Consider the following 26487-nt stretch of genomic DNA (forward strand, 5'->3'; position numbering starts at 1 on the left):
TGAGCGTTATTTTTCAAAGCCGGTGCAAACGTTGTAGCAAATAGTCATATCGTATGATGATTGGATTTCAGGCGTAATTCCGCACCTGCCCCCCCGGTTATTCAGTCGTGGTACATCACCGAGCGCCCACCATCGATGGTGATGCACGAGGCGTTGATGAACGGTGCTTCATCGCTGGCCAGGAAGACTGCCGTCATCGCCACTTCAATCGGCTGGCCAATGCGCCGCGGCGGATGCAGATCGAAAGCGCGCTGACGTTCGGCCTGCGGGTCGGCAAAACCGTTCCAGTAATCGACGTTCAATTGGGTTTCGATGTAGCCCGGTGCAATGGCGTTGACGCGAATGCCTTTCGGCGCGTATTCGATGCCCAGTGCGCGGGTCAGGCCGAGCAAACCGTGCTTGGCCACCGGGTACGGGAAGCAGCCAGGAATGATGTGCGTGGAATGGGTCGAGGCGATGTTGATGATGCTGCCGATGCCCTGCTCGATCATCTGCGGCAGCACCGCCTTGCAACCGAACCAGGCGCCATCGAGGTCGATGGCGAAGCAGCGGCGCCAGTCTTCTTCGGTCATTTCCAGCGGATCGCGGAACACGTTGACGCCGGCGCAGTTGACCAGCACGTCGATGCGGCCATGCAACTCGACGGCCCTTTTTGCCATCGCGTGCAGGTCTTGTTGATTGGATACGTCAACCTTGATCGCCTGAACATCGAAGCCTTGGGCGCGCCAATGCGCTGCGACGCTTTCGACTTTCTCGCCCTGGATGTCGCTGATGATCAGCCTGGCTTGCTGGCAAGCGAAGGCCGCAACAATCGCCTCGCCGATGCCCTGAGCGGCGCCGGTCAGCAGCACGACCTTGTTTTTCAGGCGCTCACCCTTCGGCGGCTCGGGCACTGGAGGCAGGGAGAGCGCTTCAGCCATGGATCAGCACTCCCTTTCGCGGGCACGACAAAAACCGGGCATCTGTCGATGTCCGGCCAAAAAACGTGTTGGAAAATCGCTGCATCACTTCACCTGTTTTGTTTTTTTAAGTGTGAGTGCGTGTAACTGATTGGAGCCGACTATAAACCCGACCGCCAAATAATCTCAATATATAATTTTACATCCCATATTTTGGGATCTAACCGGCAAATCTCGTGCAGGGCTTTCCGGGTATATCGACTCGGATCGACAACACCGCGCCATCCAGCGGATGGTTGAGCGGGCTTGCAGCGCTGGTGATGTAGAGGGTTTTCAGGTCCGCGCCGCCGAAGACACAACTGGTCGGGCGGCTGACTGGCAATTCGATGATGCGATCGACATACCCATCCGGTGTCAGCCGGATCAGGCAGCTGCCGTCCCAGCGCGCGTTCCAGATATAACCTCTGGCATCCATCGCCGAGCCGTCGGGGCCGCCACGTTGATGCGGGCCGAACCAGACCAGCGCGGGATCGAGGCCGCCGTCGGTGCGGATGAAATGCTGGTAGAGCGTGCCATCCAGGCTGTCGGCGAAATAAAGCGTGGTGGCGTCATCGCTCCACAACAACGTGTTGGGAATGCCCAAACCGCGCAGCAGCGGCGTGACCCGGGCATCGCGGTCGATACGAAACAAGCCGCCGGAACGCCGCACAACGGGCAGGTCTTCGCCATTTTCGCCGATGTTGTTTTGCATGGTGCCGAGCCAGAGTCGCCCCTGGGCATCGCAACGGGCTTCGTTGCCGCGATTGCCCGGCTGCGGGTCCGCGACGCAGAACAAGGTCAGCCGTGGCTCAAGGCCTGGTGAATCCAGGTCGAGCCGATACACGCCACTGCTCAACGTCACCAGCGCATCGCCGCTTTCGCAGGGAATGAAAGCCGACACGTGCTCGGGCATCTGCCAGATCTGCACGTTGGCACCGATCAGGCGCAGCGCCTGTTTACCGGCGATATCCACCCAATAGAGGGCTTGCGTCGGCGCATCCCAGAACGGGCCTTCGCCGAGGCGTGCCCGGTGTCCGGTGACTGCGGTCCATTCCATGAAACCTCCTGCGTTGTTCTTGTTTTATGTGGGAGCGGGCTTGCTCGCGAAGAGGTCGTGTCAGACGACATTGACGTTGAATGACACACCGCCTTCGCGGGCAAGCCCGCTCCCACAGGGGATTAGTGTGATCAGCCGGCTTTTTTGTCGGCCATGACTTTTGGGTAGAAACGTTTGATGGCCAGGTCGGCGTTGTCGATCAGCGTCATGCAAGCCCACACACCGCGCGCCGCGTCGCGGGCGGCGATGGCGTCGGCCATGTCTTTGTGAATCGGCAGCGTGCGGCGCAGTTCGTCCGGATCGGCGGCGGAGACTTCAAAAGACACCGCCAACAACGCGCCGAGGGCCGGGACCATTTGTTCGATGAATTGATTGTGGCTGGCCGCGAGGATGCACTCATGGAAAAACTGGTCGGCGCGGTTGTAATCGATGCCGCTGTGCACCGCGCGCTCCAGCGCGTTATAGGCCTGAAGCACCGCCTGCACCTGCTCGACGGTCGCTCGCTCGCAGGCCCAGCGCACGGCCATCGGCTCGATGGTGCGGCGTAAATCGAGGAGGTCGTCGACGAAGTTTTCCGGCAGGCCGCTGCGGGACAGCCAGCCGACGACTTGCGGATCGAAGAGGTTCCAGCGCCGCACCGGCAATACCCGCGTGCCGACCTTCGGCCCGACTTCGAGCATGCCTTTGGCGACCAGGGTTTTGATGGCTTCGCGGATGACGGTGCGGCTGACGCCGAGCTGCTCGCCCAGGTCGGCCTCAACCTTGAGGGTGTCGCCGGGTTTTACCTGGCCCGCCGCAATCCAGCAACCCAGCCAATCGACCGTCGATGCGTGAAAACTGCTGGACATGGGCACCTCGATGCTGGGACGGCACAATGCCGTTCGCGATGGTTGCCCACGCTAATCATCATACGATTGGGTGTCAATTTGATTTTGAAGCTGAGTAGCGAGATCGCGTAATCGTTCTTCGCGGGCAAGCCTCGCTCCTACAGGTGCCGGCGAACTCTGTAGGAGCGAGGCTTGCCCGCGAAGGCGTCAGCACTGACGACTCAAGGCTCGAGGCCGATGGGGAAGAAGATGCCGCCGCTCCATACGCCCAGCCAACGCTGCCCATCGATTTCACGAGTCACCGCCAGCTCCACCAATTGGTAAAACACATTGCGATGAATCAGCGCTTCGAGATTGGTGCGCACATGCACGTAAGGCGCAGGCTCCTGTGTCACCGGGTCAATCACCACGCGGATCGCATGGTCGGCACCGGCCTCGGCGGTTTCATCCACATGGGTGGTGAAGCGCAAGACCTGGGCTTCACCCTCGCCTTCAACATCCACGGCAATCGCCACGAACGGAGCATCGTCAACCTTGATGCCGACTTTCTCGACCGGGGTGATGAGGAAATAATCATCGCCGTCGCGGCGAATGATGGTGGAGAACAGTTTGACCATCGGCTTGCGCCCGATCGGCGTGCCCAGGTAATACCAGGTGCCGTCGCGGGCGATGCGCATGTCGATGTCGCCGCAGAAGTCGGGGTTCCACAAGTGGACCGGTGGCAAGCCTTGGGTCTTGGGGATTTGCCCCAACAGGTCGTTGGCTTTTTGCGGGCCACTCATGGCGTTCTCCTTGGAATTACTGGTCGCTGAACCCCAGCAGGCTGCGCGCGTATTGCCGCAGCGGCGGGCCCATCAGGTCTTCTGGCTTTTTGTCGTAGAACGTCAGTAAACCGCCACGACTCTTGATACGTGCAGTATCAATCAAATACTGGGTGCTGGTCTCGATCAACATGATCTGAATCACGCCAGAGTCGATACCGAGACGATCCACGGCTTCCTGATCGAGCCATTCGTCCGTGTTGCCAATACGGTCGTCAGTCTTGGCGAAACGGGTGTAGAGCAGGTAATGCGCACCGACCGCACGGGCTTCGCCCATGGCCTGGTCGAGGCCTTCCGGCGTGCGTGCACGACGGACCATCGGGAAGTATTCGATAAAACCGTCGAAGGCGACTTCGGCGATCACGTTAGGTCGCGGGTAGACCGCACTGCCCGGCGGCACAAAGGCGCCTTGGGCGATATAGACGAACGAATCCGGCTGAATGCGCAGGTTGTGCACGCGGCGGCTGTCGCTGTGGTCAAGCAGCCCCACGTCGCTCATGTGGTAGCGAGCTTCTTCAGCCATATCGCTGACATTCATGCAGCCACCAAGCGCCAAAACGGCCAGCAGCAAAACCAGGCTACGCATCCTACCCTCCAGAGGCCGGTGACGGAAAACCGGCGAATGGCCATGGGATGCAGCTTCCGCGCCAGCTCCAGAACGTCGTTGCCTGTTCGAACGCATTCGCGGGCAAGCCTCGCTCCTACAGGTTAACGCCGATCTTGTAGGAGCGAGGCTTGCCCGCGAAGAGGCCGGTTCAGCCGCCAATAATCTTCATGACGGTCGCACCACCGGAAAACGCCACTTCCTGCTTGTCACCCAAGGCCTTCACCAAGAGTCGCTGCAACGCCGGCAATGCCTGATGACGCGGTTTGTCCAGCAGATCGCCGACATAGTGACGATTGCTCGACGACAGGCAGCCATGCAGCCACCCGGTTGAAGACAGGCGCAGCCGCGAACAGGTTCGACAGAACGGAACGCTTTCGTTGGCGATTACCCCGAAATAGCCCTGCCCCGGAATCTCGTAGCGCACCGCCGTGGCGTCAACCGGCGCATCGGCCTGGAGATACTCATAGCGATCACCGATCAGGCTCAGCAGTTGCTGAAGGCTGACGAATTGTTGCAGGAATGCGTTGTTGTCGCTGGCCAGGTGGCCCATGCGCATCAGCTCGATGAAGCGCAACTCGTAACCGCGTTCCAGGCAATAATCGAGCAGCGGCATCACCTGATCGAGGTTCTGCCCGCGCAACGGCACCATGTTGACCTTGATCTTCATGCCGGCGGCGCTGGCCTGGTCCATGCCATCGAGCACAGTCGCCAGATCGCCGCCGCGAGCAATGCTGCGGAATGCGCCGGCATCCAGGGTATCGAGGGAAACGTTGATGCGACGAATGCCGGCATCGACCAGCAGGGGCAGTTTTTTCGCCAGCAATTGACCATTGGTGGTCAGGCTGATGTCTTGCAGGCCCATCTGCCCGACAGCGGTCATGAAGGCTTCGAGTTTGGGGCTGACCAACGGCTCACCGCCGGTGATGCGCAGCCGTTCGATCCCCGCCGCCTCGATCAAGTAGGCAACGCCGCGTGCCATGGCCTCAGCCGACAGTTCATCCTGTGCAGCGACCAGCCGCTTGCCGTTAGGCACGCAGTAGGTACACGCGTAATTGCAGGCGGAGGTCAGGCTGATTCGCAGATTACGAAAACGCCTGCCTTGACGGTCAACGATCATGGTCACTCCGGCACAAGGAATTCGGACGACGTAAAACTTGACTCACAAATCAAGTTTTAGCAAGTCCCATGCCTGAGTATATTACTGAGGTACTGCGCCATATAGCGAAATCATGGCGCAATAAGGCAACTGAATGACTCAGCTACTCGGCGTGTCGGTGTCGCGCTTGCGCTTGTTGCCCATGCGCACGCCGATGTCCATCAGGAACTGGAAGAAGCCTTCCTGATCTTCCAGCACATTGCTCCAGAACGGCGAGTGATACAGCGCCACGGCGCCGTGCACCAGCGCCCAGGATGCGCAGTAATGGAAGTAAGGCGGTACGTCTTCGAGCTTGCCTTCGCTGATCCGGCCCTTGATCAGCAGGGTCAGGCGTTCGAAGTTCGAGGCGCGAATCTTGTGCAGCTCCTCGATCATCTCCGGCACCTGGTTGCCCTTGACCACCTTTTCTTCCAGGCGATCGAACAAGCGGTAACGTTGCGGATCGCGCATGCGGAATTCGAAGTAGGCCCGGGACAGCGCTTCCTTGTCCTTGTCGACATCGGCCGAATGCAACAGCTCGTTCAAATCGCGCTCGTAATCGAGCATCAGGCGCAGGTAGATCTCCGCCTTGGATTTGAAGTGCTTGTAGATTGTGCCTTTGCCGATACCGACGGCATCAGCAATCATCTCGACGGTGACACTGTCTTCACCTTGGTCGAGGAACAGCTTGAGCGCGGTATCGAGAATTTCTTGCTCACGGCGACGAAATTCACGGACCTTACGAGGTTCTTTATGCATAAGAAAAGGTCTGTCGGGGTCAAAATTCGAAGCCGCGTATTATGCCTAACTTGCGGCAAAATGCACGGATCATCCTTCCATATCTGTGTTTCTAGATGAATTCTGTCAGCACCAGCTTTTAATGAGAACTCTTCCGAAGCGCCTGTATTCCAAAATTGTTTAAAAACCTGGGCCGGTAAACTGGACTCAGCGCAATACTGATCAATACTTCAACTGTCGGCGGGGCATCTCCCCCAAGTGCCGCGTCGATATTGGTACCAACGGACCGCGTACCATTGTTTTACTCCTAATGGTCTTAACCCGGATTCACCCCCCAGAACCCGGGTTTTTTTTGCCTGCGATTTAACCTTTCACATGCGCCAGCGGGAACAGTCGCTTGAAGTTCTCGGTCGTCTGCGCGGCAAATCGCTCGTAGGATTCACCGCGTAGCATTGCCAGAAACTCTGCCACTTCCCGCACATATTGCGGCAGGTTCGGCTTGCCGCGATAAGGGATCGGCGCCAGGTACGGCGAGTCGGTTTCCACCAGCAATCGGTCGGCAGGCACTTTACTGGCCACGTCACGCAGCGCATCGGCGTTGCGGAAAGTGACGATGCCAGACAAGGAAATGTAATAACCCATGTCCAGCGCCGCTTTGGCCATGTCCCAATCTTCGGTAAAGCAATGCAAAACGCCGGCCTGGGGCAAAGCAGCTTCGCGCAGCAGGTTCAGCGTGTCCGCCCGGGCACCGCGCGTGTGAATGATCACCGGTTTGCCGGTCTGCTGCGCGGCTTGCAGGTGCAGGCGAAACGATTCCTGCTGCAACTCCGCCGCTTCGGGCTCGTAGTGATAATCCAGGCCGGTTTCACCAATCGCGACCACACGCGGGTGATTGAGCTCCTGCAGCAGCCAGTCCAGCGCTGGCGCAGCGCCCGGTTGCACGTCCAACGGGTGCACGCCGACCGAACAGTCGACATCGTCATAACGTTCGGCCAGGGCTTTGACGTCGGCGGCGTTGTCGACACTGACGCCGATACACAGAAAGTGCCCTACCCCGCGCTGGCGGGCCGCGTCGAGTGCGGCATCCAGCGAGCCGTCATGGGCGGCGAGGTCAAGGCGATCAAGGTGACAATGGGAATCTACGAGCATAAAAAGGGCTGCAACTTACATCGTATGAGTGGGACGGTCGGACTTCAGGGCTCCGGCCAGGTGGGTTTCGATTCGACTGCGCGCGGTGTCATCACCGTCGTTGAACTGCACGCCGACGCCAGCGGCCCGGTTGCCTTGCGCGCCTTTGGGGGTGATCCAGGCAACCTTGCCGGCGACCGGAATTTTCTCCGGCTCGTCCATCAGGTTCAGCAGCATGAATACCTCATCGCCCAACTTGTAGCTCTTGTTGGTCGGGATAAACAGGCCACCGTTCTTGATGAAGGGCATGTAGGCCGCGTAGAGCACGGAGCTGTCCTTGATGGTCAGGGACAAAATGCCGTTGCGCGGCCCCGGATTGACAGCTTCATTCATGCTGACCTCCACTGCTGATGTTCAGAGGATAGGCCCAGTCGGTCACTTCTGGGTAGGCAATGACGCCCATTGCACCAGCAGCGCTTCAAGCAACAGCACCCGATTGAGGTTGGCCTTGCTCATGACTTTCTGACGCTGGGCGAGGATCCAGTCCTGAATGTTCAGGACTTTGTCCTGAGCGCTTTTCTGCGCCAGATATTGAATCACCTTGCGCATATCGGCCAATCCCAGCCCGTCTTCATCCTGAGTCAGCTGATACCGCAGGATCAGGCTCGACCAGTCGCAGAACCAGTCAAACAGCAATAACAGCGGAATCGCGTTCCAGCCTTCGGCCAGTTGTGTCGGCGATTGCTGCTGCTTGAGCAACTTCTTCACACCGTCGACCACCAACGCCCGCTGCTCGCGCACGCCCTGGGCCTGCAAATTCACCGCCGCCAGCGGTGAGCCGGCGGCGAGGGTCAGCAGTTCGACACGCTCTTCTTCCGAGCTGTCCGGTAACGCCTTGGCCAGCCACGCAAGGCTCATGGCCTCGCTTGGCAGTGGACAGGCTTGCTGCACGCAGCGGCTTTTGATGGTGGGCAACAGTCGACTGGTCTGGTGACTGACCAGTAACAGCACCGTGTCGCCGGACGGCTCTTCAAGGCTTTTGAGCAAGGCGTTGGCGGCGTTGATGTTCATCGACTCGACCGGCTCGATCAACACCACTTTGCGCCCGCCCATCTGCGCAGTCTGGACCACGAAGCTGACCAGCTCACGAACCTGATCGACCTTGATCGCCTTGTCGGCTTCTTCCGGTTCGAGGATGTAGTTGTCAGGGTGGCTGCCGGCTTTGAGCAGCAGGCAGGATTTGCATTCGCCGCAAGCGTCCTGCGCGGTCGGGCGCTGGCACAGCAGGCTGGCCATCAGGCGCTCGGCCAGCGCTCGCTTGCCGATCCCGGCCGGGCCGTGCAGCAGATAGGCGTGCGCATGTTGTTTGCGACCTGCCAACTGCTGCCAGAGGCTGTCCTGCCACGGATAGGCTTCAGCCACGGGTCAGCTCCAGTAGACGCGGCAACAAGGCGTCCAGCGACTGTTGAACCTGCGCCAGCGGCTGGGCAGCGTCGACCAGCACATATCGCGCCGGGTCGGCTTCAGCGCGTTTGAGGAACGCACTGCGCACCGCATCGAAAAACGTCCGGCCTTCGAGCTCAAAGCGATCCAGACGACCGCGAGCGCTGGCGCGGGCCAGCCCCACTTCCACCGGCAGATCGAAAATCAGCGTCATGTCCGGGCGCAGTTCGCCCTGAACGAAGCTTTCCAGCGTAGCGATGCGTTCCAGCGACAAACCGCGACCGCCGCCCTGATAGGCGTAGGTCGAGTCTTGTTTTCCGTTTGTTGTGAATGTAAACGTCAAAGGGATACAATCCTTTTTACAGAACGTAAACGCGCTTAAAAGCCCCGAGGTAGAGGGCTTGAGCAAAAAATCAGGAGTCCACCGTGAGAACAATCATTGGCCTCGCAGCCCTAGCCAGATCAGGAAAAGACACCGTAGCATCAATGCTTCTGACCTACCCGGGGGTAGCCGCCTTTGCTTTAGCCGACCCTCTCAAGGTTGGTTGCCAAGCCCTTTTCGGTTTGACCGATGAGGAGGCTTGGCAGGACGACATGAAAGAGAAGGCCATTGAACTATGGGGCCGCTCGCCAAGAGAGTTCTTTCAAACGGTTGGAACTGAATGGTTGCGCAATCATAACCCAGACCACTGGCTGATGAGAGCAGACCGAGAAATCAACCCACCAGCGGGGGTGAAGGACGCCTCCTTCCCAGCCAACCTTACCTCCCCGGATGCCCCTTTCGCCTTAGCCGCCCAAGCCTTTTTCGACTTCACTGACGACCAAGTCTGGAACCCCACCAGCTTAGCTATAAAAGATGAGTACTGGGGACTGGCCCCAAGCGAAGCCATTGAGCTTTTGAAACACCACGCCTACACCCTCTTCCCTGATTACGATCAGAGACGAGCCGCTCGCCCAGTGATGCTGCTCAAGCACAGGGGGCAACTTACGCAAGACGCTCGAACAATCATTATCAAAGACATCCGCTTTGAGAATGAGGCGTCGTTCCTGCGCGCTCATCAAGGTTCAATCTGGCATATCACGCGCCCCGATCTTCAGAAGGTGAATGCGCATTCCTCAGAGTTAGGTATCGACCAGGCTACCGACGATGTTCGGCTGCTGAACAGCGGCACCCTTGATGACCTGAGGGCACTGGTGGAAAGTGCCTGGGAGGCACATAAAGCAAAGCAATCAAATCAAACATACAAAGGCGGTGTTTAAATGACTGCCTTTGACCATAGCATTACCGAAGTTGAATCGATTAACGGAATGCGTATCGATTGCCGTTACTTGATGAGCCCGAACTACATTCCGGCCACCAATGTTTGCAGGTCGTTGCATTGGTTGTTCCTGCTTTATGCTCCCGATCGCACTCATCCGAATGGATACTTACTCCGATCCGGAATTGAGCATTTTCTTGATTACATGGCGATGCACAACCTCGCCAATCCTGAGCCTTTGCAAATAAAAAAGTACACCGACATCAACGCGGAAGTATTTAGTGGCTTCGTTAATTATATACGTGACAAAAATATCCCGGTCGCGTGCGCCGAGAAATTGAAAGCAGCCATGACGGTGGTTCCCAAGGATACCGGGAAACTTCCACTCATTGCGCTCCCGATCGTGGCGATGGATAGAAAAAACGGAACACCGCCGCTGAATTCTGACGGGTTTGAATCTTTTGAGCTGGCCATCACCACGCACATTATCGCGGTGTTTAAAAAGCTCATGTTTCGCGCACAAGTAGAAAAAGCCGAACCCTACGATGCCGCAACGGTTATGGAGGAAGTACGTCCAACGCCAACCAAGGAATGGCTGTTCAAATGGCAAAAGAATGAGTTCAAAAAGAAGAAAAGAGCTAAAAAGGAAAGCTATCACAGTCGTTTCAGAAAATGCCTTGATCCGGAAATCAAGGCGCTGACTGATGACGCAGAGGGTATCAGCAAATTCATCGAAATCTACCATCGCGACAACCCCAACGCTGGAGCCCCCCAAAAAACACAAGAAGATCAAGAAGCGCAACAAGAACAAAAAGAACAGGAAGAAGCCTCAGTAGAAGGCAAGGGTTTTGCTAACTGGAAGGTCGATTACGCTCGGATCGTAAAGACGTTCATCGTCCATGATTTCCCGTTCAAGTTCAGCTCAGACGAGCTTTACAACAAATATCGCCAGGCCACAGTGACCACTGTCCCCGAAGATTGCGACGACATCATCGCGATTTTGTTGCACCGACTGACGTGGGCAAATAGAAGCACCAATGGAGCGCAACTCCTCAAGTTCGACGAAGTGCTAGGGCTTTATTACCCGATCATCACGGACATGACAGCAGTCCTTATGTTCATGATGTTTCAGTCTGGATGGAACAAAGAAACCGCTTTGGCGCTCGACCAAGACAATTTCGAGCACCTGCTAACGGGGACTATCGAGGAAGCGATCAAAGTCGTCTTTTCGGAAAAGCATCGTTCCCAGGGCGCAGGTAAACCCTTCGATGCCCCAAAACGGATCAACATGCCTACCCGCAATGATGATCCGTTCAGCTTCTATAACCTCATCCAACTGGCCATCGAGCTCTCAAGCCCACTCGCCGATTACCCATTCGACGTCATTTCTGTTCTTGCGCCGGAAGAGAGAATGAATCCGATGTTTCTATTCATCCGGCCGTGGGGTGAATGGGTCAAGGGTGGACGTCACACTTCAATTGCACACCCCAAGACCTTCCCGGTGGGTGTTCAACAGTTCCTCAAACAGTACGAGGTCATCGATGACGGCAAGCGACTGACCTCGGCAATCGAACTTACGCGACGCTTCAGGCCTACCTGGCTTCTCTACAAGAAAAAGCACCATCCAATCACCTTGCTCTCCATGACGATGGGGCATAAAGACCGAGAGACCACTGACATCTTCTATGACAGTTCAAGCGCCGCTCACTATGAGCGTTTGAAACGGTTGCGCTCGGAACTGGAAGAAGTGGTCAAACTGCTACGCACACGGCAGTTTAAAGGACTCTTGGGCAAACAGGCTCAGGCAGAGGCTTCGGCGAACCTCAAGATCTTTCACATCCCGGGTAAACCGCGAGCGCTGTGGGGGTGTGCCAACCAAACGAAACCCGACTGGGTGGGCTCGGACATCATCGTAAGCACGGGCCGCAAATGTTTTGCCATCAAAGAATGCATTTTTTGCAGCCAATTTCGTGTGTTTGAAGACTCACTCCCATTCCTGATGGAGCGCGCGTCACACCTGGAAGAGTTGTTGGGCGATGCCGAGGAATCGGGCTTCAGCTCACGGCTGAGCAAAGAGCTGGAGGTTCTTCAGTTCATTCTGGATGAGTGGGGAGATGAGAACGAGATTACGACCGCAGCACGATACCGCCGCCGGGAGTCGCCACTCTTGCCACGAGACCTGAACATCCTGGAAATCATTTTCGAGAGTGAGGAATACAATGTCTAACGTTAATACAACCTCAGCTTTCGAAACCATTGAAACGGCTGAAAACCTCTCCGATATTGATCCTCTGAACGGATTTGCACCGTCCACCCATGATACTGACGACTTCATCGGTGATGAGGTTGACCAGGAAGAGGACAAGAACACGTCCCAGAAAGAAGACACTGATGATGGAGAGGAAAGTGAATCCGAGGCAGAGCACCTGCTCCAGGAAATGGAAGCCGACTACTCAGAGTCCGAGCTTGAGGAGTTGGAAGCTTTGCAGGAGGAATTCAAGTCCCCCGTTGCCACGCCTTCAGTGACCTTGGGGAGCAAATTGGTAGTCACAGGCGGCAAATTTCCTGTCGCCAAAGGCTCGAACTATAGAGACGCCATCTGGTATTTCCCACATGGCAAACATAGCTTTCCAAACAATGTGCGTTTTGATCGCAAGGTACCCGGATCGAATGAGCTGAAACGCGCACTCATCTATCACGTGATCCCAGAATTCTCGCCCTTCAGCTACATCCGTTCGTACTCGACGACAAAATCATGGGGCAACGAATACAAGATCCTGGAACAGTACATTTTTTCGGCCAACAGGCTGACCGCCGAGCCTCATCATCTTCGAATGATCTCTTTGCCATTGATCCTCCGGGCATTTGAGGCCGCCAAAGAAAGTGAGGCCAAACACCATTATTTTGCGCTGTTCAAGCTGATCAGGCTCTGGATCAACCTCTCGGAGCACCAACTGATCCCTGAAGAGCTTCGATTGGATATCGCTCTTGAAAAAATCGACATCCCGGAGCGGCGTCAGGAGGTAGTGAAATCGCGCTTCCAGGGCACCTTGGATAGCTGGGTCTCCTATTCCGAAGAGGACCTTGAGATTCTGATCGACTACTCAATGTTTTGGGTTGAGGGGGTCATGCCAGAACTGAAGAAGCTCAAGGACTACCTGGTAGAAAGCAAATTCATTCATCTGGCAGACAAGCTCGTCACTCGTCGAGAGCGATTTGAAGAGCTAGAGCAACTCATGACCATCACAGTCAAAGAAAAGACCGTGATGCGCCCCAGCATTCGCAAATTTGCCAAGGAAGGTGTCGATTACTACTCGTACACCTGGATCGAAGGTTACGCCGATGTGCTCGATGGCATTCGTAACGCGATTTTCATTCTGCTGGCGTTGGTGACAGGGGCCAGGAAATCGGAGCTCGCGGTGATGAGCTTCGCGGATTTTGAAATTGATGGCAATGGTGATTACTGGCTCAAAATTACCCGCTGGAAAACGGCTGCCAGTCCAACGCACGGTGAAGATGACAGACTGCCGATCCCCAAATTTATCGGCGACTTGGTCATGCAATACCAGGACCTGCGAAGTATTGAGCCGTTTGTCAAACAAGGCTTTTTGTTCCAGGCGCAGAAATCCAACAAGACCGTGAAGAAAGCGACCCCTGCGCTGATCAATTACATCATCATTCAACTGAAAAACGAACTGCCTATTGATCGCTTGCATTGCCATCGCTTTCGCAAAACCATCGCAGAAATCCTGATCAATCGGGATGAACGGAACATCGATATCATCCGCGCGCTCTTTGGGCATAAGAGCTACGCGATGACCATGCGCTACATCGCGCGCAATCCGTTGATGGTTCGCAGTGTTGCAATTGCCATTGAGCAAAACTACACCAGGGAATTTCATGAAATCGTCGCGGGAATCCGATTCGGCGCTCATTCGGGTGACGCAGCCAAGCGTATCTATCAGCAAATCCTGAAGCGTCCCGATGAATTCAGCGGCAAGCAGCTCAAGGTGTCGCTGATGGCCTATATCAGCCATCTGCTTTCCGCCGGCGAGCCCATTTTCATCCGCCGAACTGCAGTCGGTACCTACTGCTTGACTGGGGAGCATTTCACCCGCGAAACCCTGCCCCCTTGTTTGCATGGTAAGCATGTGGAAGGTGAGTTGATCATGCCCGATCCCTCTAATTGCCAGATGGATTGCAAAAAAATCGTTGTCTTGGCCTCTGCCAAACAAGCGCTGAGCGACAACGTTACGTTTTATACAACCGTTCTGGAAAACTCGACCGGCAAGTTGAGTTCTACGGCGGAACGCGAACTGCAGCGCAGGATTCAGGCAACACAAATTCACCTAAATAACCTTAACGCTGCTGGCCACTCCAGTCCTCAGTTGATCGAGGCGCGCAATGTCTGAGCAGCAGACCACTCAAACTGGCGTACATCCAGACACGCTTGAACAAGGCAGCGGCGCCCAGCGCCGCAAGCTCTTGATCGAGATCATTGTGGAACATCACCTTTCCGGAAACCGTTCAAAGCTTAAGCTCAAGGATGTGGCAGACCGGGCTGGCATCAGCCGCCAGGCACTTGACCGTTACTACGGCGATCTAAAACCGTACATCGCCGGCAAGCGTGATGTCGCCGATCTGGTCAACGGTAACGAACTCCGGTCACAAGTGCAGACCAAGACAGCCGTCAACGAGGTTGAGGCCAAGTATACCGAGCAAATTGAACGTCTTAAGGCTGAACACGAGAAGACGCTTCAGAAGGAATTGGACAGGCACATCACCTCGCTCATGAACAGCGATATTGTGCTATTGGAAAGTGACCAAATACGCATCTCGCTCGAGAGACAGACACTTCACAATGCCGACTTGCTGAGCCAGATTCAAAGGTTGGAACTCAAGTTAGCCTTGGGTGTGGACGCCAACTCGTCGTTTGCAAAAGAAACCGAGTCATCGAAGAACACTAAGCTTGTATTCGACTTGGATATTGAAGCGCTTTGCATTGACTATCAACGCGGGAAAAACTTCGACACGTTCGAGGATCAGAAAAATGTCGAGCTAAGAAAAATTCGCGACAAGTTGAGTAAATATGCAAACACATCAGGCGTCCGTGTTATTTTCTTCTCCGACCGGTACATCTCACGATTCAAATCATTTGCCGATCAGTACATAAGCCTACCAAAGGAAGTCAGCCTGATCGTCAGACTGCCGCTGTTCAGTCGCAGTGAGATTATTGCTTTTACAAGGCATATTCCAAACACATTCAAAACAAGCATTTACATTCCACACTTTTCCGGCTCGGAAAGTGAAAAAAAGCTACAAAGACTTGGAATCTACAAATCATTACTGCCACCCGAGGAGGTCAAAGGCGCGGACAACGCCGACCAGCCTGCCATCGCATGGGGATTTGATGAAGTTAACTTCTTTAAAATAAATCCTGGCAGTTAATTCAATCGGGCCTTGCACACGGATAATCCATAATGCTGACGATAAAATCAAAAGAGATCACTTACAACAGTGCTGAGGTATTGATGGAAGTCTCGCATTGCATCCTCATTGCAGGGCAAGACGGAAAAAACATCTTGCTCTCGCACCCTAATATATTTTTGCATTCAGAAACGCGTGCCTCTATAAAAACGTCAAAGCGCTATGCCAGTATCATTTCCATGTTTTATCGCTTTTTATCCACTCAGGAAAAAATGAAGAACAAAGCACTGGGCCTGTATCACGTGTTGGCTGACAATAGAGACATCAAGCTTTGGCAAGTCCAGCGTCAAATTGATCGTGTAGAAGCACAATCACTCCGCCCTTCGTCAGAGACCATTTATGAGGATGCCAAAATTTTGCTGGTGTATTTCAAGTGGCTCAATGACCGTGGCTATCTGACCAACGTCCATATCACCTTGAAAACATGGCGTGCAAATTTTCGTAGTAGGCGCATGCTCAACTATGTGCAACTTATGGCCAGGAGCAAGATTGATGCGAGCAACATTCGTGTCTTGGACAAAAAAAATCGCCAAAAAAGATCTAACTTCCTAATCACTGATCCTGAAATAAAACTCCTACTTGAAAACTATTCCGACCCTGTCTATGCGGCCATGTTCAACTTGGCACTTGGCACTGCGATGCGCCCGATGGACTTGGTAAAGTTTCCTTATATCGGCAATAAAGACAACAAACATATCTCGCCCTATTCAGAAATGGACAAACATCGGATAACAACATCTTATACCGTGTATAAGAGCAAGGGAAACAAAGACCGTGAAATCACCATCCATATGGCAGATTTAAAGTCCCTTGAAGAAAATTACATTATCCCTTATTACACCACCAGAAAACTGCTCTACAAAGAACGGTATGGACATGCCTGCCCACCGGGCGTCTTGTTCCTGAACAAAAAGGGAGAGCCAATCGATGAAAACATGATTGCATCCCGTACGAACTATACAAAAAACAAAATCATCAAAACTCATCCCGAGTTCCGGGCGCACTTGGCATTTTATCAGAGCCGTCATTGGTGGCCAACGCAACACATCATTGCGACTTTTGGTGACAGGCTACTGACGGAATCGCTGGATGCCTTGTATCTTGCGACCGCGCAAGTCCTTACTGCGCAGATGGGTCACGACGATGTCCAGACCACCTATAAATATTACGTCGATATGGCACGCCTCATCATGCTGCTTCACAAGGGGCGCTCATTTGACCTCGTCACATCACCTGCTCAAACGGTCAGAGATTTTATGAACGGTCTAAAAATGCCCGAAGATGTTTTAGCCAACGAGGAAATTGAATCAATCGACGAAGAGGAGCAGATGGCAGGTTAGGAATCGCAGCGCCCTTGGCTTTCGCAAATCTAGCGCAAGGGTTCGGGGCGGGGATTGCGTGCGCCAAGTCAACAGAGCTTGGCTTGAGGATTCTCAAACGGTGCTTCGCGCAAGCGTTCCCTGCATCAGTCGCATTTTTTCCATCAAAATTAATGAATAGCGAGTGTATGCACACAAAGTGGACTCTCGTTTCGCCTTCGCTTAATCTCGGTCACGCCACCCTCGATTCAACAAGGAGCAATCAATGGCTGTCTTTATGGTGACCTGGAACATCAACAAAGAGCGCGGTAATTACGCTCAAGCTCGACAGGCCTTCATTCAGCATTTGGATCGCTATCCAAACGTAAGCGATCCGGGCCTTGAAACGGTTCGATGGGTTAGCAGCACCGCTACGGCGAACCAGATATCTGACGACCTTCGCGCCAGACTGGATGCCAATGACCGCATTTTCGTCACTAAGTTGAACAACGGGGAGCATCAGGGCTGGCTTAGCAAGATTGTCTGGGAATGGATCAATGCACGCCTTTGACACTGCCCGCGCCCCTCGTATCGCTGGCATTTCAAAGGACGATCCAGGAGCGGGCTGTCTCCTCGGGCATCGGTCAACGCCGAACGCTAAAGCTGCGGGCTACGCTTAGACCCTATCCATTCCCGACATACTGCTCTCCCGCCGCTTCCCGCGGAACAACCTAGTGATTAGCACCGCACCAGCGGATCACCCTCCCTCGCTTCCATCACTACTGAAATCGATCTCTCAAACACATCACATCATTTCAAAAAGCGGATAGTCCATAGCTGGTGCCCAGCATTCTTGGCTGAACATCCAGTATTCTTAAGAGGGGGATTATGCGTCGCAACTTCACTCTCAAGCGTTGTCTTCGTAAGCAAGGAACTCACGTAAGCAAGCTAAGTCACGCGCCGCCGCGAGAGGTGATGAGCTTCCGCCAATCAGTGAACAGATCAGAAGTTAGAGGAATGTATGGGCGATATCGGAGCAGGTGGTGAGCACTTTTTCATGGCTTTTTGCTCCGTCGATGGAGTGACCGCAAACAAAAGCAATGCTGACAAACACGGATGGGACGTTTTCGTCGAGGTCGAACAGGAAACGAGCGAGCTTACACAGCTAACGCTCCATGAGCCCATCATTGCAGGTAAAGTCCAAGTAAAGTCCACCCGCACCACTTCATTGAAAGTCGATGTCACCCTGTCCAACCTGAGAAAAATGGCCACCAGCCCACTTCCCTCCTTCTATGTCCTGATGGATTTTTCTCAGGGGCTGTACTCCCCAAGGGCATTCATACGTCACGTAGATGAATCTCTGATTCGTGAAATTTTGGAGAGGGTGAACACTCATATCATCGCGGGTAAAGCAGAAAAACTGCACAAGCTCACCCTACGCATTGATTTCGGGCTAGGCCGCGAAATGAGGCTCAGTGAACCCAGCACATTCAAGTCAGAAGTCCTTCGTGCGGTCGGACGCTCATCAGCTGAATACACTGACAAGAAGCTGACCTTTTTGAAAACTGTTGGCTTTGAGGATGGCGGTCACGTGATGCATTTCCAGCTTGAGGGCATGGAAAATCTAACCGCATTAGTGAACGCTAGCCTAGGAATGGGCGGATCTGTTCAATTGCAGAATTTGCAGTTTTCCACACGAAGGTTTGGCCAGGTAGACCCTGGTAGTGGTCGAGAATTATCTACAGGGGTAATGGAGATTACACCGGCTGCGCCAACTGCTCGTGGCACGCTGACCTTCCGAGACCTCTCTACCGGCGCGAGCGCGCAAGTGAACGCTTCCGCCTACGCCAGCCCAATGCATGCTTGGCTTCCCGAGCATCTGAAAATCTTGAGATTCGACTGCGGTCCCTTCGACTGGCTAATGAATGAGAACGGCTCAAGCGCTCAGTTCACCTCGACGATTGATCCGGACTTGCCCGCAAATCTGGATGAGCTTTCTAATTTCTTCCAGATTGTTTGCTTGCTGCATTCGCCCAAAAACCTCTCTATAGACATGGATTTCCAAGGCAAACAAAGCTCCGTCACCGTCAAAAACGGCATAGGCTTACCCAGCTATTTGCCAGCACTAGAAACCGCCGATTTGCTGCTCAAAATTAAAAGCTATTTCGGGGATCGGGGACTGTTGATGGTGTCTGTGACAGAGCTGATGCGCAGTCATCGAGAGATCAGGGGACTCTGGGCTTTCTTGAGCAGCGCGGCTGGGGCACATCTTAATTTCAGATTCGACGAGGCTCATGAGCCGTTCAAAGCCGCCTGCTTGACGCCACTTGCCGTAACGGTTGGCGGGAAATGCTATTTAGCTCTCCTTTCAATGTTCGGAGACATGAGTCGGTTGGACAACGGTCGATACACCGTTGCGACAACCGGTTTCGATGTCCTCTATAAAACTGTGTTACGCGAAGAAGAGGTAAATGGGGAGAAAATTCTTCGTCAATTTGAGCGGATCATTGCAAACTATAAGCATTCCCTTCCTGTTGTGAACCTAGTGACCGCGATGCTGGATCACAGCCTGACGCGTTGACCCTGATGGGATTCATCGGAATTTCGTCATTCCCTCTATACGACCGGAAGAGTCCAAAAAAACAGGCCTTGATTTGGCTTGCAGGATAATGGCTAACGTCCAAGATGAGCGGGTGGCACCATTAATCGAGCTCTTCTGGAGAAAACATGTCGCTAAACACGCTAAATCCTTGGGAATACCCTGCTTTGGCATCTGAACGGGCAATGGGACTGCTTTGGCTACTGCTAGCTGCAATGACAATTGTCGCCGGTCTCACTGCGTCAGATGTGTTTTATGGCACGACAGACCACGAAGGTCCGATAAGTCTCGGCTTCAAGCTGTGGGTCATCGCAATATCTTTTAAGGTGCTGGGAACGTTAGCCCCCCTTACGCGGATCACTCAGCGCTGGCATCTACGTCGGCTACGTCAGGAATCTAAGCGCAAAGGACTAACACTGCGTGTAAAACCGACCTACCGTGCAGCATTGGTTGCAGGGGGAGTTCTCATGGCTGCTTCCCAGGCGATTACTTTGTTTTTGGAACACTCATGACCCATTGATGATCTCAGCGAGGTTTGCTCAGGTGCAAGACCGATAAACTGCTTGAGGTGCGCACCTCCTCTGAAGGATTCGCCGCCCCGCACGGTTGGCAGGATGAGACATGATACCGCCAACGGTTTCTCAGCAAATCGTCGCTATTGCGTGTCCATAGGAGTCAATGCCCGTGATTTGCCTGGATGATTGTGTAGCAGGGTGAAAGCCCAGATTGTCCACGCACCTCAATGGCCATGAGGCCCGAACATTTCCCATATATTGACATAGGGGTCGATTCCCCTTATCATAAAGGGACTAAATACATTAGTTTTCTCTACCTCTTACTAACACAGTAACCTTGCACCGTAGAGAAGACGATTGTCATGGACGGCCATCTGGAGAGTGCCAACCACTTCGTAAGTTGTGGAGAGAGCAACAATTCGGAGAAGCTGCCTGATTTGTGATTTAGAAAGAACAAATTTATATGGGGTATTAAACCGCAAGGATTTAATACTCCATATAAAACTAAACTTTAGAAGAAGTCATTGGAGAACATATTTAAATGTGTTCTCCCCTCTCCTCGCCTAACTTGATGATGACCTCCGTGGCAATCTAGAAATGCGCCTTCCACCCAAGTGTCATCTCCCTCCCCCATTGAAACGTTGTAGTGATGCTCCTCGCTGAGTTTGACACCAAATCTGAAGCTATTTAGAGCGGTGCACATCTCAACGTGTGGACTTGCTGTATCGACTTTAGAATGCACCTCATGACCTAGATCGAAGAACCGCTTCGAATCGTCGACACAATATTTATTCGGGTAGTTTGTCTGACGACGAGGTCGTACCAGCCGCTTGCGCATCAGCTGCATTTGAGCCTGGATGAAGTTAAGCATCTCATTCGCATCTTTGACATTAAACCCTTGGATCATGCCATTCACGAAATCAGCAAAAAGCTGAGAATGAAAGTTGTTAACCGGCAGCCGCCATACCCCCTGATCTGCTTGTACCGCGCTTTTTACTGATCGGAAAAATTTAACGGCCTTCACCACATCCCGTGCTACAACATTCTGGGGGCTAGCGATCTGACTTGGAGATAACTCAAAAACGCAAGTGAACGCCACAATTTTCATCTGCCGGCTGACCACCGCCTCCAGACCTTGTTCTAGTAAAAGAATGCATCCTTCAAGCCTCCCCCTATCATGAAGCAACTCGCCCATCACCAGCGCCCTAAGCTCATCCTCACGTTTGGCGATGACTTCGCATTTGATGCCATTCTTGGTCATGTACTCGTAGTCATTCACAACGTCGGGGTGCGAGGATATGAACTCCCGAAGCTCGGGTCTTCGAGAGACGTAGTAGACCCTGATGCTCATTTTTCGAACATCAATTGAGTCAGAATTTCCACAGGGATGATTACTTTCTTTATATCTTCCGATGGAAGCTTGGCTACCAATGCAAGGAAATCCCTTACCACCTTTTCATTCGAATCAACGACATCGGTCGGACGCTGAGCAGTAACCGCTTTAGGAGCAGGTGCTCCACGACTGAATTCAAACGTTTCATGCTTGGGAATAAGGCCCACCAATGCGAGTACGCTTGGGTTTGCGACGACTTTAAAGCCAACGCCATCGTCACGTGCTGCCTCGGCGAGAAAGCGTTTCAACGATACCTCGCCTACAATTTCCTTGTAGGAGACATGTTTCTCAGCGCGCCATAGCGTCGGTATGTTGCTGAGCAGCAATGGCCGTTGCTCCTCGCCCCACTGAACTGCCACTTTTTCCGAAACAAACTCAATAAACTCAGCTTTCGTCACCACAATCGACCCCACAGTCCTTTAGAAAACCCATACCGCAAATGCGCGGCGTTTTGTTTTGCAGTTACGATATGTAGATGGTCATGGACGACACACCTCAAGCAGACGCGCGCCACTACAATGCCATTGTCCTCCCATATTACCGAAACGCCGTTCAATCGCCTATTCTGCTATTTTCAAAGCGTGGCTGTCTGAACGATGCAGTGATGGATACGGCTGTCACTTTCCGACCAGAGAGCCAGTAATACCAAAACTTCCATCAGTATCGGCAGGCAGCAGGCAACGGGCGCCAGCCGGTTTTTGTTAACATGCGAGTACCTACGTAGTGGCAAGGCCTAAAACGCGCTCAATATTTTGAAGATCAGGCAAACGCCCACCAGCGATGCAGCCCGCGCGCAAACGAATCCAGCGCCCCCCCTCCTGCACGCCAATCAACAACACCATCGCCATCACAACGAATACGTCAACCGGTCCCGGGTACTCACAATGAAACACCCAACCCCGCATTGCCCCTGAGCATTTCGCACGGCACCAGGACGATCCACTAAATCCCGATGTACAGGCGCGCCTCGAGCACAGTGTTCAATAAGATCGGCAGATCGCAGCGAAGGTCAGCTAGAACTGGATCGGCTAGTCACCCACGCCCATCAGCATTACCACCCCCGGCATCCATGACAGCGGCGAGAATCGCGGTTTCCCTGGGACGGCTCAGCTTTTCCCCTAATGGTTGCTTTTTTATTATTTTCGTAGCGTATGATTGTGGGGAAAACAGCTTCAACCACAGAAGTTTCAGTAGATTGAACAACCAGACTTGGCTCGTGTTCGTTTCTTTGCTCTCGATGAACATTGAGCGAGGCATCAAAGCGTTTCGTAGCTACTGTTCCAACGCCCGACGCCTACCACAACTGTAGGCTAAACGGCACACACGCCAGCAAACCTGCGAGTGCAAACAATGGATTCTGTTGAGTCAATTCAGCGTCAAGCCGAGCGGGTCTTCGGCAACGAAAATAAGGCTAACGCCTGGTTAAATCAGCCGAAAGTCGCCTTCGGCGATAACACACCACTGCAAGCCATTCAAAATAGAGGGGGATACGAACTCGTAAAGGCGGAGCTTGAAAAAATCAGCCAAGGATATGTGTGTTAATGCGCTCACTTCCTTCTACGCTCATGATGGGTTTTGACAATCAATCCCCATTGCGAAGCCCTCCCTCGTCATGCCGAAGAATTTAAGCCAACGTCGGGTGACCCTCGTGTAAACGCACGTTTACGTGATGCATCACCTGACCCCAAAAAAGCACTCGCGTCACATCTCGAAGATTTGAGCATCTAAGCGAATCTATGGAGACTATCAACACTCTCACCTAATCCATAACTAAGCGAGAGGTGTTTGGCGATCACAGATCCCCAAGAAGGTAAAATTTGGCAACTTGCCGCTGCGACATTGGGCGTTGAAAGCCTGACGCACTTGGTTGTAGATTTCTTGGGCAGCTATGTGAAATCCCGTCCAGTGGATATCCGCGTTTATCTACATCGCGAATGGGTAGGGGTTGATGCGATACAGGCACTCCTAGCCGCCCTACGCCTGGCCGCAAAACGATCCCAATTATTCGTGCCGTCGCATTGTCCAATGGTCTTCGTCACCATCTGTTGCGCGGTATCGTTCGCGCCCTGCCACCGAATCTATTAAGTGACGAATTGTTGGAGTGGAGGCTGCAGCTCGACGTCGGAGTATAAGTCTCAGATCATTTACAAAAAAAGAACTTGTTGCGGGCTACTTCCATAATTAGCCCGCCCTCATCTGCCTTCTCAAGCAGCCGCCACCCTTCCATTACTGTTGCTGCTCACCTCAAACTGCCCCACTAGTTTTTGCAGTTTATTGGCATTGAGCCTCACGGTCTCGGCACTGCCTTGCAACACCACCACCGTCTGACGCATTTCTGCGGAAGACTGGTCGACCTGTTTGATCGTCTTGCCGTAATCGAGGCTGCGTTTGTTGAGCTGCTGAATAATCGCAAACATACTTTCCACCGCTTGGTGCAATTGTACGTTTTCCGAGGAGGCATCTTCGGCCAGGCGCAGGCTGTTATCGACGTCCTTGACGCCTTCCTTCATGAAGCTGACGGCGGTTTGCGTTTCGTTCTGCAAGCCCTCGACCATCTGCCGAATATCGTCGGCAGCCCGAGAGGTGCGTGAGGCGAGACTGCGCACCTCATCGGCAACCACCGCAAAACCTCGCCCATGTTCACCCGCGCGCGCGGCCTCGATGGCGGCATTGAGTGCCAGCAGATTGGTCTGGTTGGTGATGTCGCTGATCAGGCCGGTAATGTTGCCGATCTGCGTCATACGGCTGTCGAGCAACTGCACGCTGGAAGAAGAGCGCTCGACCACATCCCGAATCGACTGGGTGCCTGCCTGCACAGCGAGAAACTGCTCACGGGCACGGGTGACGACTTCGTCCATTGCCTGCTTCATTTGCTCGGCGCTAGCAGAGGCTTGCTGGATTTCGCCCAATTGGTCCTCAACGATAATCATCATGTGATGCACCGCTTCGGCTACCTCAGCCGAAGTCACGCCAGCTTCCTGGCTGCGGCCCAGCATCATCTGGTTGGTCGCACCGACCGTGCGACTGGCCTTCACCACTTGCCCGACAACCGAGTCCAGATTATCAATGAAGCTGTTGATCCAGCGCCCCATGTCACCGGTCTCATCGTTGGCCATTCGTGTGGTGTCCAGACGTTGACGAAGGTTGCCCTCGCCCTCGGCGATGGTCCTGATCACCCCCGTCATCTCGCTCAACCTTGTCGCAAGCCGTTTAGGCCCCAACAGGCTGAACAGCACCGTGGCGCCGACCATGCCCAGAACCTCGACGGCGTCGATCATCCCCTGTGCCAGGCCGCTGTAATGCTGGACCGTGTAATTGCAGGCAAAGAGCCCTGTCATGGTTGCGAGATAAGGTTTCATCAAGCCATAGCTGAGTGAGCGTCGGCGGTAAACCTCCTCCAGATCGGCCTCACACATCATTCCCCAGCGATCAGGTGATCCTGGCAGCTGGAACGTAACCCCCTTGCCGACCACCGGAATGTGCCGATAGTCCGAATAACCGGGATAGGTCACGAACAGATTGGAACCCATGCGGATGGTTTCGCGCACACCTGGGTGCAACTCCTGGGTCGCCGGGTCAGTGAAGCGCAGTTCCAGCTCGGTGTGCCGTTGAATCTGCACAGTCTTATAGGGCGTGTGCACACCATTTTTCAGATTCTCGCCGTGGGTAAACGTACCGTCCTCGAAACGTGAACGTGACAATGCGGTGCCCGGTGCGATCGCCGGATCAAAGCGTGATTGCGCCATGAACAAATAGTTATCGCCCGATTCGGAATAGATGTGCCCGGCCTCGCGCTGGATAAGATCGCCCAACACATCGTTTGGCACGCGTCCGCAGAGGCAACCAAGGACTTTTCCATCCACCTTCAAAGGTTGATAGAACATCAACGTGACTTCATCGTGAAAGCGTGAGGTCGATGGACCGATTTGCAAGGTCAATGGATCGCGGTAAGGACCGTGAAGAAACGGCGCCTTCAACCCTTCGGCTAAGGCACGGGGTTTCTCAAGCTGATTTCTACCGCGTCCGCTCCAGGTGGAGGCGATGACGACGCCGTCGACGCCAACGACAAACAACTCGGAAAAATCTTCGGCCTGGCTGAGCTTTTCCATCAGCGAACCATTGTCGATATGAGTAAAATCCCGGCCGAGATTTTCCGCCAGTTCAGCGAGGTGTTCCCATTGCTCGCGCGTCCAGTTGTGTAGCAACTGCGCACGAGTTTGCGCAATGGCTTCAAAGGTTTGTTCGATCACCGGGTAAGCCGACTGGTTGAGGCGGCATGACCAACCCATCGCAATTTTTCCAGTCTTGCCGAACCAGGGTAACCAGTGCTTCTCGCTAGAACATAACTGCATGACCTTACTTGAAAGCGACATTTGCCTCTCCAACCGCGACATTCGGATGGCGAATTGACAGCAAATACCAAGCCAAGTCGTAAGCAGCCTAACCATTTGCACTGATCGAAGGAGATTCTACACTCGACAGCATTTTGTTTGGTTGAGTCCGTAAGACCGCGTGCTTCAACTCAGTGCGCCCAGCGCCACATGCTCTGAAAAAGCGCTGATTTCGGACTGGGTGACAGCTCGCTTGGGACTAGCTGTTTCGAGAGTCCGGTAAACTTGGAATTGCCGGGATGCCGCTATCGCCCTAAAAGCTGCCGCGATGTCGTTTAATCGTTTTCCGCCTGGGCCTATTCTGTCCACGCAAGGAGGTGGAAACAGCGTTGGCGTGCTCCCTTCGTTATCGATACGGGCCGTGATGCGAAACCAAATTGCACTCTATTGGACCACCCATTTGCGTTGCGTCCTGACTACTTGTTTGCATTCGCTCTGCCGAGTTGAGTCGACTTGATCGCGTCTACCGAGCGGACAATGGAGTCCAGGCGCGCCCGCCCCTCCGGCACTAAGATCTTACCAACGTGAGAATAGCGCTGATGATTATATGATCAACATCAGATCACCACTCAGACCTCAAGACCCGCCTTCTTAAGTTCAGCTACATCCATTACTTCAAATAAAAGTCCAATTCCTGATGGCGAATTCTGTCAGCGTTATAACCCCACTCCATGATCATGTCATGACTAGTGTCGGAGGGGAGAGACGTTTCATAGACAAGCTATAAATAAGGACGACCCTTATACTTCCAGTTGTACTTACTTTTAAACACTCTCACCCGCAGATCTGTCAATTTTTTTATGAGCGCCGACATTAAAACCTTTAGGGGAATTTGAGCATTATAGTTTAGC

General features: G+C 53.6%; 22 protein-coding genes and 3 pseudogenes. 9 read left to right on the forward strand and 16 right to left on the reverse strand.

Features of this window, described 5'->3' with window-relative positions:
* Positions 1–101: 101 nt before the first annotated feature.
* The 11 genes and pseudogenes from KGB25_RS06670 to KGB25_RS06720 form a co-directional block, all read right to left on the reverse strand.
* Positions 102–920 carry an SDR family oxidoreductase gene (locus tag KGB25_RS06670; RefSeq protein WP_008031626.1) on the reverse strand — a complete coding sequence of 273 codons (819 nt, stop codon included), beginning with the start codon at positions 918–920 and terminating at the stop codon, positions 102–104.
* A 199-nt stretch (positions 921–1119) separates the two neighbouring features.
* Complete coding sequence (locus KGB25_RS06675; RefSeq protein WP_223434641.1) at positions 1120–1995, reverse strand: SMP-30/gluconolactonase/LRE family protein; 876 nt, start codon at positions 1993–1995, stop codon at positions 1120–1122.
* A gap of 131 nt (positions 1996–2126) precedes the next feature.
* Positions 2127–2843: a FadR/GntR family transcriptional regulator gene (locus tag KGB25_RS06680; protein ID WP_223434642.1), complete on the reverse strand. Its 717-nt coding sequence runs from the start codon at positions 2841–2843 to the stop codon at positions 2127–2129.
* Positions 2844–3043: 200 nt separating this feature from the next.
* On the reverse strand, positions 3044–3604 hold the full coding sequence (locus KGB25_RS06685) for a DUF1285 domain-containing protein (protein ID WP_008040881.1): 561 nt from the start codon (positions 3602–3604) through the stop codon (positions 3044–3046).
* Between the two features lie 16 nt (positions 3605–3620).
* Positions 3621–4229, reverse strand: coding sequence for a DUF4823 domain-containing protein (locus KGB25_RS06690; RefSeq protein WP_008040882.1), 609 nt, complete (start codon positions 4227–4229; stop codon positions 3621–3623).
* A gap of 169 nt (positions 4230–4398) precedes the next feature.
* Positions 4399–5367, reverse strand: a complete 969-nt coding sequence (locus KGB25_RS06695) for a GTP 3',8-cyclase MoaA (RefSeq protein WP_150631722.1) — start codon at positions 5365–5367, stop codon at positions 4399–4401.
* A 138-nt stretch (positions 5368–5505) separates the two neighbouring features.
* Positions 5506–6144 (reverse strand): TetR/AcrR family transcriptional regulator, encoded by a 639-nt coding sequence (locus tag KGB25_RS06700; RefSeq protein WP_008031613.1) that lies wholly within the window; start codon positions 6142–6144, stop codon positions 5506–5508.
* Between the two features lie 342 nt (positions 6145–6486).
* Positions 6487–7272, reverse strand: coding sequence for a TatD family hydrolase (locus KGB25_RS06705; RefSeq protein WP_008040884.1), 786 nt, complete (start codon positions 7270–7272; stop codon positions 6487–6489).
* 15 nt (positions 7273–7287) lie between these two features.
* Complete coding sequence (locus KGB25_RS06710) at positions 7288–7644, reverse strand: PilZ domain-containing protein (RefSeq protein ID WP_192227904.1); 357 nt, start codon at positions 7642–7644, stop codon at positions 7288–7290.
* A 42-nt stretch (positions 7645–7686) separates the two neighbouring features.
* The gene (locus KGB25_RS06715) at positions 7687–8673 is read right to left on the reverse strand and encodes a DNA polymerase III subunit delta' (RefSeq protein WP_008031605.1); all 987 of its coding nucleotides are present in this window, start codon (positions 8671–8673) and stop codon (positions 7687–7689) included.
* Positions 8666–9004: pseudogene (locus KGB25_RS06720) on the reverse strand (dTMP kinase); the annotation flags it as partial. The pseudogene KGB25_RS06720 and the gene KGB25_RS06715, both read right to left, overlap by 8 nt.
* Positions 9005–9120: 116 nt before the next feature.
* Here KGB25_RS06720 and KGB25_RS06725 point away from each other — a divergent pair.
* The 8 genes from KGB25_RS06725 (at position 9121) to KGB25_RS06760 (ending at position 19849) form a co-directional block, all read left to right on the forward strand.
* Positions 9121–9954: a deoxynucleotide monophosphate kinase gene (locus tag KGB25_RS06725; protein ID WP_223434643.1), complete on the forward strand. Its 834-nt coding sequence runs from the start codon at positions 9121–9123 to the stop codon at positions 9952–9954.
* Positions 9955–12180, forward strand: a complete 2226-nt coding sequence (locus tag KGB25_RS06730; protein WP_223434644.1) for a hypothetical protein — start codon at positions 9955–9957, stop codon at positions 12178–12180.
* Positions 12173–14365: a tyrosine-type recombinase/integrase gene (locus tag KGB25_RS06735; protein ID WP_223434645.1), complete on the forward strand. Its 2193-nt coding sequence runs from the start codon at positions 12173–12175 to the stop codon at positions 14363–14365. The genes KGB25_RS06730 and KGB25_RS06735 overlap by 8 nt, the downstream gene beginning before the upstream one ends.
* A complete protein-coding gene (locus tag KGB25_RS06740) occupies positions 14358–15401 on the forward strand; it encodes a hypothetical protein (protein WP_223434646.1) in 1044 nt (347 codons plus the stop codon). Before KGB25_RS06735 ends, KGB25_RS06740 begins: the two co-directional genes overlap by 8 nt.
* A 32-nt stretch (positions 15402–15433) precedes the next feature.
* Positions 15434–16780, forward strand: a complete 1347-nt coding sequence (locus KGB25_RS06745; protein ID WP_223434647.1) for a site-specific integrase — start codon at positions 15434–15436, stop codon at positions 16778–16780.
* A 244-nt stretch (positions 16781–17024) separates the two neighbouring features.
* On the forward strand, positions 17025–17309 hold the full coding sequence (locus tag KGB25_RS06750) for a hypothetical protein (protein WP_093216022.1): 285 nt from the start codon (positions 17025–17027) through the stop codon (positions 17307–17309).
* Positions 17310–17759: 450 nt separating this feature from the next.
* The gene (locus tag KGB25_RS06755; RefSeq protein WP_223434648.1) at positions 17760–19319 is read left to right on the forward strand and encodes a hypothetical protein; all 1560 of its coding nucleotides are present in this window, start codon (positions 17760–17762) and stop codon (positions 19317–19319) included.
* A gap of 146 nt (positions 19320–19465) precedes the next feature.
* Positions 19466–19849 (forward strand): hypothetical protein, encoded by a 384-nt coding sequence (locus KGB25_RS06760; RefSeq protein WP_223434649.1) that lies wholly within the window; start codon positions 19466–19468, stop codon positions 19847–19849.
* A 514-nt stretch (positions 19850–20363) separates the two neighbouring features.
* On the opposite strand, the gene KGB25_RS06765 is transcribed toward KGB25_RS06760, so the two are convergent.
* From KGB25_RS06765 to KGB25_RS30515, 4 genes and pseudogenes are all read right to left on the reverse strand, one after another.
* Entirely contained in the window at positions 20364–21113 is a 750-nt protein-coding gene (locus KGB25_RS06765) for a hypothetical protein (protein ID WP_223434650.1), read from the reverse strand.
* 86 nt (positions 21114–21199) lie between these two features.
* Entirely contained in the window at positions 21200–21643 is a 444-nt protein-coding gene (locus KGB25_RS06770; RefSeq protein ID WP_223434651.1) for a hypothetical protein, read from the reverse strand.
* Positions 21644–22004: 361 nt separating this feature from the next.
* Positions 22005–22208: pseudogene (locus tag KGB25_RS30510) on the reverse strand (ABC transporter permease); the annotation flags it as partial.
* A 53-nt stretch (positions 22209–22261) separates the two neighbouring features.
* A pseudogene (locus KGB25_RS30515) lies at positions 22262–22327 on the reverse strand (hypothetical protein); the annotation flags it as partial.
* Positions 22328–22595: 268 nt separating this feature from the next.
* Here KGB25_RS30515 and KGB25_RS06780 point away from each other — a divergent pair.
* A complete protein-coding gene (locus KGB25_RS06780) occupies positions 22596–22787 on the forward strand; it encodes an MbcA/ParS/Xre antitoxin family protein (protein WP_093216014.1) in 192 nt (63 codons plus the stop codon).
* A gap of 662 nt (positions 22788–23449) precedes the next feature.
* On the opposite strand, the gene KGB25_RS06785 is transcribed toward KGB25_RS06780, so the two are convergent.
* Positions 23450–25693 carry a methyl-accepting chemotaxis protein gene (locus tag KGB25_RS06785; RefSeq protein WP_411740522.1) on the reverse strand — a complete coding sequence of 748 codons (2244 nt, stop codon included), beginning with the start codon at positions 25691–25693 and terminating at the stop codon, positions 23450–23452.
* Positions 25694–26487 lie beyond the last annotated feature (794 nt).

This window comes from Pseudomonas sp. BF-RE-21 (assembly GCF_019947305.1).
Lineage (GTDB): Bacteria > Pseudomonadota > Gammaproteobacteria > Pseudomonadales > Pseudomonadaceae > Aquipseudomonas > Aquipseudomonas migulae.

What these genes read in the sequence shown, in the direction of transcription:
- KGB25_RS06750 (WP_093216022.1), top strand. Translation starts at nt 17,025, where the DNA reads ATGGCTGTCTTTATGGTGACCTGGAACATCAACAAAGAGCGCGGTAAT.
- KGB25_RS06730 (WP_223434644.1), top strand. Translation starts at nt 9,955, where the DNA reads ATGACTGCCTTTGACCATAGCATTACCGAAGTTGAATCGATTAACGGA.
- KGB25_RS06705 (WP_008040884.1), bottom strand. Translation starts at nt 7,272, where the DNA reads ATGCTCGTAGATTCCCATTGTCACCTTGATCGCCTTGACCTCGCCGCC.
- KGB25_RS06670 (WP_008031626.1), bottom strand. Translation starts at nt 920, where the DNA reads ATGGCTGAAGCGCTCTCCCTGCCTCCAGTGCCCGAGCCGCCGAAGGGT.
- KGB25_RS06760 (WP_223434649.1), top strand. Translation starts at nt 19,466, where the DNA reads ATGTCGCTAAACACGCTAAATCCTTGGGAATACCCTGCTTTGGCATCT.
- KGB25_RS06765 (WP_223434650.1), bottom strand. Translation starts at nt 21,113, where the DNA reads ATGACCAAGAATGGCATCAAATGCGAAGTCATCGCCAAACGTGAGGAT.
- KGB25_RS06785 (WP_411740522.1), bottom strand. Translation starts at nt 25,693, where the DNA reads ATGGTTAGGCTGCTTACGACTTGGCTTGGTATTTGCTGTCAATTCGCC.
- KGB25_RS06675 (WP_223434641.1), bottom strand. Translation starts at nt 1,995, where the DNA reads ATGGAATGGACCGCAGTCACCGGACACCGGGCACGCCTCGGCGAAGGC.
- KGB25_RS06780 (WP_093216014.1), top strand. Translation starts at nt 22,596, where the DNA reads ATGGATTCTGTTGAGTCAATTCAGCGTCAAGCCGAGCGGGTCTTCGGC.
- KGB25_RS06680 (WP_223434642.1), bottom strand. Translation starts at nt 2,843, where the DNA reads ATGTCCAGCAGTTTTCACGCATCGACGGTCGATTGGCTGGGTTGCTGG.
- KGB25_RS06755 (WP_223434648.1), top strand. Translation starts at nt 17,760, where the DNA reads ATGGGCGATATCGGAGCAGGTGGTGAGCACTTTTTCATGGCTTTTTGC.
- KGB25_RS06695 (WP_150631722.1), bottom strand. Translation starts at nt 5,367, where the DNA reads ATGATCGTTGACCGTCAAGGCAGGCGTTTTCGTAATCTGCGAATCAGC.
- KGB25_RS06740 (WP_223434646.1), top strand. Translation starts at nt 14,358, where the DNA reads ATGTCTGAGCAGCAGACCACTCAAACTGGCGTACATCCAGACACGCTT.
- KGB25_RS06690 (WP_008040882.1), bottom strand. Translation starts at nt 4,229, where the DNA reads ATGCGTAGCCTGGTTTTGCTGCTGGCCGTTTTGGCGCTTGGTGGCTGC.
- KGB25_RS06710 (WP_192227904.1), bottom strand. Translation starts at nt 7,644, where the DNA reads ATGAATGAAGCTGTCAATCCGGGGCCGCGCAACGGCATTTTGTCCCTG.
- KGB25_RS06685 (WP_008040881.1), bottom strand. Translation starts at nt 3,604, where the DNA reads ATGAGTGGCCCGCAAAAAGCCAACGACCTGTTGGGGCAAATCCCCAAG.
- KGB25_RS06745 (WP_223434647.1), top strand. Translation starts at nt 15,434, where the DNA reads ATGCTGACGATAAAATCAAAAGAGATCACTTACAACAGTGCTGAGGTA.
- KGB25_RS06735 (WP_223434645.1), top strand. Translation starts at nt 12,173, where the DNA reads ATGTCTAACGTTAATACAACCTCAGCTTTCGAAACCATTGAAACGGCT.
- KGB25_RS06700 (WP_008031613.1), bottom strand. Translation starts at nt 6,144, where the DNA reads ATGCATAAAGAACCTCGTAAGGTCCGTGAATTTCGTCGCCGTGAGCAA.